Source organism: Roseibium sp., assembly GCF_025698965.1.
Lineage (GTDB): Bacteria > Pseudomonadota > Alphaproteobacteria > Rhizobiales > Stappiaceae > Roseibium.
Genome location: NZ_JAILWL010000416.1, coordinates 1 through 5,925, shown reverse-complemented (window position 1 = coordinate 5,925; position 5,925 = coordinate 1). Strand labels below are relative to the sequence as shown.

7 protein-coding genes and 1 pseudogene are annotated in these 5,925 nt (G+C 56.6%); 1 reads left to right on the top strand and 7 read right to left on the bottom strand.

The annotated features are described in order from the left end of the window. The 7 genes and pseudogenes from K5905_RS25620 to pobA form a co-directional block, all read right to left on the bottom strand. Window positions 1–287: pseudogene (locus K5905_RS25620) on the bottom strand (3-carboxy-cis,cis-muconate cycloisomerase); the annotation flags it as partial. A gap of 53 nt (window positions 288–340) precedes the next feature. Beyond that, a complete protein-coding gene (locus tag K5905_RS25615) occupies window positions 341–1,177 on the bottom strand; it encodes a 3-keto-5-aminohexanoate cleavage protein (RefSeq protein ID WP_297589434.1) in 837 nt (278 codons plus the stop codon). A 19-nt stretch (window positions 1,178–1,196) separates the two neighbouring features. Further along, window positions 1,197–1,817 carry a protocatechuate 3,4-dioxygenase subunit alpha gene (gene pcaG, locus K5905_RS25610; protein ID WP_297589432.1) on the bottom strand — a complete coding sequence of 207 codons (621 nt, stop codon included), beginning with the start codon at window positions 1,815–1,817 and terminating at the stop codon, window positions 1,197–1,199. A gap of 2 nt (window positions 1,818–1,819) precedes the next feature. After that, window positions 1,820–2,545 carry a protocatechuate 3,4-dioxygenase subunit beta gene (pcaH, locus tag K5905_RS25605; RefSeq protein WP_297589430.1) on the bottom strand — a complete coding sequence of 242 codons (726 nt, stop codon included), beginning with the start codon at window positions 2,543–2,545 and terminating at the stop codon, window positions 1,820–1,822. 24 nt (window positions 2,546–2,569) lie between these two features. After that, window positions 2,570–2,965: a 4-carboxymuconolactone decarboxylase gene (gene pcaC / locus K5905_RS25600; protein ID WP_297589428.1), complete on the bottom strand. Its 396-nt coding sequence runs from the start codon at window positions 2,963–2,965 to the stop codon at window positions 2,570–2,572. Continuing rightward, window positions 2,949–3,749: a 3-oxoadipate enol-lactonase gene (gene pcaD / locus K5905_RS25595; RefSeq protein WP_297589426.1), complete on the bottom strand. Its 801-nt coding sequence runs from the start codon at window positions 3,747–3,749 to the stop codon at window positions 2,949–2,951. Before pcaD ends, pcaC begins: the two co-directional genes overlap by 17 nt. After that, entirely contained in the window at window positions 3,749–4,918 is a 1,170-nt protein-coding gene (pobA, locus tag K5905_RS25590) for a 4-hydroxybenzoate 3-monooxygenase (protein WP_297589424.1), read from the bottom strand. The genes pcaD and pobA overlap by 1 nt, the downstream gene beginning before the upstream one ends. Window positions 4,919–5,056: 138 nt before the next feature. On the opposite strand from pobA, the gene pcaQ reads away from it, so the two are divergent. After that, a partial coding sequence (gene pcaQ / locus K5905_RS25585; RefSeq protein ID WP_297589422.1) for a pca operon transcription factor PcaQ occupies window positions 5,057–5,925 on the top strand: 869 nt, incomplete at its 3' end.

The following is a 5,925-nucleotide window of genomic DNA, read 5'->3' as shown; positions in this document are numbered from 1 at the left end:
CCGCCGACCTGTTTGCGAAGTTCGGTAACCAAAACCGGAACGGGGACACCGGCCGACAGCGTCCCCGCCGCCAGGGTTGACGGGTCGATGGACACGTCATTCAGCGCTTGCTGGATCTCCTCGGCGGCCTCATGTGGAATGACGTTCAAATGGCCCTGAACCTTTGCGAGCGCACGCTCGAACAGGATCATATGGGCAACATCGCTTTCATCATCGAGGAGCCGGACAAGCTCCTCATCGGCAAAAAGGCCGGAATAGATCGGGCTGGAAAACAGGGAAACGGGCATGGCTCACAATCTCGGGGTTCAGCCCTTCATTGAGAGCCATCGGGCGAAGGGCGTCAAGCGGCTCTGAAGGGAAGCTCGAGGATCTCGCGTGCCTGCTGCCAGGTAGCAACCGGTCGTTCGTGCTTTTCGCAAAGATCCACTGCGCGCGCCACCAGAGCTGCGTTCGAAGGCGCAAGCGTATCCCTGTCCAAGCGCATGTTGTCTTCCAGTCCTGTGCGCGTGTGCCCCCCGGCCGCAATGCACCATTCATTGACGGTCAGCTGATGCCGGCCTATTCCGGCCGCACACCACTCGGCGTCTGGTGCCAGGCGTTCAACGGTCTTGATGTAATAGTCGAACACATCCCTGTCGACGGGCATGGCATTCTTCACCCCCATCACGAATTGAACGTAAAGCTTGCCTGGAATACGGCCATCGCGGTTCATGGCGGCGGCCTGATGAATGTGACTGAGGTCGAATGCTTCGATCTCCGGTTTGATGCTGAAAGTTCGCATCTCGCCTGCGAGCCAGTCGACAAGATCCGGCGGGTTTTCATAGACCCGCGTCGGAAAATTGTTGGAACCGACGGAAAGCGAGGCCATGTCCGGTTTGAGCGGCAGCATTCCACCGCGGGCCTGCCCCGCACCCGAACGACCTCCGGTCGAAAACTGGACAATCATGCCCCGGCAGTGCTTTTCCAGCCCCTCTTTCAGCCGCGCGAATTTTTCCGGATCTGAGGATGGCGTCTCGTCATCATTGCGAACATGTGCATGGACGATGCTTGCGCCCGCTTCAAATGCCGCTTGAGTGCTTTCAACCTGTTCCGACACTGAAACAGGAACGGCCGGATTGTTCGCCTTCGTCGGCACGGAACCGGTGATGGCAACGCAGAGGATGCAGGGTTTGGTCATGTCCGGGTTCCTTGCTGGATCAGATATCGAAGAAGACCGTTTCGTCTTCTCCCTGCAATTTGACATCGAAGCGATAGATTGTCTTGCCGTCGCGCTCCGTTCTCCGGGCCAGCAACGTTTTGCGACGGCGTTCCCATTCGATCAGGTTGATGACCGGATCTGTCGCGTTGGCGTCGGTTTCATCCTCGAAATAAAGCCGTGTATGCAGGCCTACATTGATGCCACGGGCAACGATCCAGAGCGTGATATGCGGAGCCATGACCTTGCCGTCTGCACCGGTCACCCTGCCGGGTTTGATCGTCTCGAACGCCCATTCGCCGGTTTCGAAATCCGTGATAATGCGACCCCATCCGCGAAAGCCTTCTTCCACGTCTCCTGGATGTTCGCGATGCGCATAGATACCGTCCGCGTTGGCCTGCCAGGCTTCGAGCAGAACATCCTTGATCGGTGAACCCATTCCGTCGATGACGGTACCTTCTATTCGGATGCGTTCTCCCTTGGCATTCGGTCCGGCAATGTCCCATCCAAGTTCCTGGCCATAGATGTCAAATCCGGCGGCCCCCGGCGCGAGCCCGATATGAACATAAGGACCGGCGGTTTGGGAGGGCGTTTCCTTCAGATAGTCAAGCTGTTGGCGCATGATCAGTTTCCCTCCGGCCGGTTTTCGAACAACGTGGACCGGCGACCGCGCAGGACGATGTCGAACTTGTAGGCAATGGTATCGAGCGGAATAGTCGCGTTGAGATCGAGCCTGGCAATCAGTTGCTCGACCGCATCCGGGTCCGGAATCGTGTTCACGATTGGACATCTGGCGATCAGCGGATCGCCTTCGAAATAACATTGCGTGATCAGACGCTGCGCGAAAGCGGTTCCGAAGATCGACATGTGAATATGGGCAGGACGCCAGTTGTTCACCCAGTTACGCCAGGGATAGGCTCCGGGTTTCACGGTGCGGAAATAATAGTAACCGTCTTCATCCGTCAGCGCGCGTCCGCAGCCGCCGAAATTCGGATCTATCGGGGCGAGATAGGTGTCTTTCTTGTGCCGGTAGCGGCCGCCTGCGTTGGCTTGCCAGATCTCGACCAGCGTATTGGGGACCGGTCTGGCATTCTCGTCAAGAACGCGTCCGTGCAGGATGATCCGCTCACCGATCGGGCTTTCGCCCGGCTTGGCGTAGTTACTCAAGAGATCCTTGTCGAGCGGATCCAGATCATTCTGGCCGAAGACGGGGCCGGTGGTCTCGCTGACAGTCGTCTCCAGACTGATCATCGAATATTGCGGTGAACGGGAGACGCTGGTCTTGTAGTCCGGCGTCAGCGCCGGTGGCTGCCATTGCCGGTCCCGCTGATAAAATGGGCCTGGTTTCATAATCCTCTCTCCGTTGACCTCACTTCAGCGGTCCGTCCGATGGCGTGTCTCTTCCATCTCCGCATAGGTTTCCTTGGCAATTTTCAATGCCTGATTGGCGCGGGGCACTCCGGCATAAATTGCAACATGTTGAAAGGCTTCGAGCACATCCTGCTTGCTTGCCCCGGTTCTTTCCGTCGCACGGATGTGCATGGCAATTTCTTCAAAGTTGCCGAGTGCCGCGAGCAGAGCAAGTGTCAACATGGAGCGTTCGCGCGCACTGATCCCATCCGACGCCCAAACGGTGCCCCAGGCGCTCTCGGTGATCAGGGTTTGAAACGGTGCATCAAGGTCGGTCTTGGATGCCTCCGCACGTTCAACGTGATCGTCCCCCAAAACAGACTTCCTGACGACCTGGCCGCGTTCAAAGCGCTCTGACATGGAGGTCCTCCTTCAGGAATGTCATGAGATGATTGGCAAAGACTTCGGGTTGTTCGACACAAGGCAGATGTCCCACACCTGCGATCTCGACATAGCGGCCGCCCGGTACAAGTTCGGTTGTTGCGCGAACCTGTTCCGGAGGACTTGCCAGATCGTCCGATCCGCAAATGCCTAAAACGCGCAGCTTAAGGGCGCGGGTCGTTTCCAGGAGATCGGTTTGGGCAATGGCCTCGCAGCAACCGGTATATCCTTCTACGGGTGTCCGGGTCAGCATGTGCCGCCATGCAAGGCATTCATCCGTTTGGCGGAACTTTTTCGAAAACCAGCGCTCCAGAACAGCTTCGGCCACGCTGTCCATGCCATCTGAGCGAATGCGCGCGATCCGGTCCTGCCACATCTCGGCCTGACCCATCTTCACTGCAGTGCTCGACAATACCAATCCTTCCACCAGCTGCGGTTTCCGGTCAGCCAGCAGCTGTCCGATCATCCCGCCTATGGACAATCCGACGAAAACACATTTGGTCACGCCGATTTTGTCCAGGAATTCCTCGGTATCGCTTACCAGGTCGTCCATCGAATAAGGCGCGGTCGGGCAGGATGATAAACCGTGCCCCCGCTTGTCGAAACGGATCAGGCGCAGGTCCGAATGGGGCAGCAGACAAACCAGTTTGTCCCAAAGCCGAAGATCGGTTCCAAGTGAGTTGGCAAAGACAATCGGCAGACCGTCCGGATCGCCGTCCTCGCGCCAGTGAAGATCTGCAAACCGGAGACGTGCAATCTTCATCAGTAGGGTAGTCCCACGTAATTCTGCGCAAACCAGCGTTGCGCGACTTCATTGTAGTGCAGGGATTCGATCTCGGCCCGTTGCATCTTCAGATCGAAGTCAGACTGATCCGGGAAACGATGCAGGAGATTGGTGGTGGCCCAACTGAATCGCTCCGCTTTCCACACCCTTGCGAGCGCCTTTTCCGAATAGTGATCGATGCCGTGGGTATCGTTACCCTGGTAGAATTCAATCAGAGCCTCATAAAGATAATGAACGTCGGAAGCTGCGGTGTTCAGGCCCTTTGCTCCTGTCGGCGGAACGATATGAGCTGCATCGCCGCACAGAAACAGGCGGCCCCAGCGCATAGGCTCGCTGACGAAGGATCGCAGCGGAGCAATTGATTTTTCAACGGAAGGGCCCGTCACCAACCTGTCCGCGATTGCCTCTGGTACCCGGCGTTTCAGTTCATCCCAGAACGCCTCATCGCTCCAGTCCTCAACCTTGTCGGTCAGCGAACATTGCACATAGTAGCGGGAGAGGTTTTCATTGCGCATGGAACAGAGCGCGAAGCCGCGTGTGGAATTGGCGTAGATCAGCTCGTCATGCACCGGAGGTGTTTCTGACAAAATTCCCAGCCACCCGAACGGAAAAACTTTTTCGTAGTCCTTGCGCACCGTGTCGGGAATTGTATTTCGGCTCACACCGTGAAATCCGTCGCATCCGGCCACAAAGTCGCAATCGATCCGTTGCTCTCGGCCATTCGTGGTGAAAGTTACATAGGGAGCATCCCGATCGACATCACCGATTTGAACACCTTCGACTTCGAAAATCGTTTTGCCACCAACAGCATCCCGGGCATCATAAAGGTCATGAGTCAGCTCGGTCTGACCATAGACGATGACGTTCTGTCCGATCAGTTCATGGAAGTTGATGTCGAACATTTCGTTTTCATAGGAAATGCAGGTGCCATGGTGGACAAAGCACTCCCGGTCCATGCGATCAGACACGCCGGCTTCGCGCATCATGTTGACGAGGCCGGTTTCCAGGATGCCGGCGCGGATGCGCGCGAGCACATATTCGCGCGTCTTCCGCTCCAGGATGATGGTGTCGATCCCCCTCCGGTGCAGAAGCTGTCCGAGCAGCAGCCCGGATGGGCCGCCGCCAACTATGACAACTTGAGTGCGCATGCGTTCCTCCTCTGTTGCACCCATATTGAATGTTCAAAAATGAGAAGTAAAATGAGATAACAAGCCACTTTGTTGCTATTTTGGGAAACTAATGCCACGTTTGGCCCTGAAATAGCGTTTCCAAACAAGGTAGGCATGATGATCGATCGGCGGATCAAGTTCCGGCACATCCAGTGCTTTGTTGAAATTGCCCAGGAGCGCAGTTTGAAACTGGCTGCCGACAAGCTGTTCCTGACTCAACCCGCGATTTCGAAGACCCTCAAGGAGCTGGAAGAGATCATCGGTGCGACACTGATGACCCGCAACAGGGCTGGCATCGCACTGACCAAGCAGGGCAAGGTTTTCCTGCATTTCGCACAGATCTCCCTTGCCAGTTTGCAGCAGGGGCTCGATGGCGTGGAAAAGGAAGGCGAGCACGCTCGTGCAACTTTGAAAGTGGGCGCTCTGCCGAGTGTTGCCGCCAGTTTCATTCCACCGGTCATTCGCGAATTTTCCGAACTTGCTCCCAATGTCATGGTGCAGATCATGGATGGTCCGCATGCCTACCTGATTGAGCGTCTGAAACTGGGCGATCTGGATCTGGTTATCGGCAGATTGGGCCGACCGGATTCCATGGAAGGGGTTTCTTTTACCCAACTTTACTCAGAGCGTGTCGATCTGGTTGTGCGCACCGGACATCCGCTGCTGGAAAATCCGGACGTCAAGCGGATTGTCGACTGGCCCGTCATCTATCCCCCGCAAGGGTCCGCGATCAGGCCGCTGGTCGAACGGTTCATGATCGCCAATGGTGTCGGCGATATTCCGAACAGGATCGAGACGGTTTCAGGAGCGTTCGGACGTCTCTATACGCGCCAGACGGACGCGGTGTGGATCATCTCCTCCGGCGTTGTTCAGAACGAGACAAATGATGGTCATCTGGTTCGGCTGCCATTTGACAGCGACATCACCAAGGGGCCGGTCGGGTTGATGACCCGTCCGGACACGCAACCGGGTGCGGAAGAGCAGGT

What these genes read in the sequence shown, in the direction of transcription:
- K5905_RS25615 (WP_297589434.1), bottom strand. Translation starts at nt 1,177, where the DNA reads ATGACCAAACCCTGCATCCTCTGCGTTGCCATCACCGGTTCCGTGCCG.
- pcaG (WP_297589432.1), bottom strand. Translation starts at nt 1,817, where the DNA reads ATGCGCCAACAGCTTGACTATCTGAAGGAAACGCCCTCCCAAACCGCC.
- pcaH (WP_297589430.1), bottom strand. Translation starts at nt 2,545, where the DNA reads ATGAAACCAGGCCCATTTTATCAGCGGGACCGGCAATGGCAGCCACCG.
- pcaC (WP_297589428.1), bottom strand. Translation starts at nt 2,965, where the DNA reads ATGTCAGAGCGCTTTGAACGCGGCCAGGTCGTCAGGAAGTCTGTTTTG.
- pcaD (WP_297589426.1), bottom strand. Translation starts at nt 3,749, where the DNA reads ATGAAGATTGCACGTCTCCGGTTTGCAGATCTTCACTGGCGCGAGGAC.
- pobA (WP_297589424.1), bottom strand. Translation starts at nt 4,918, where the DNA reads ATGCGCACTCAAGTTGTCATAGTTGGCGGCGGCCCATCCGGGCTGCTG.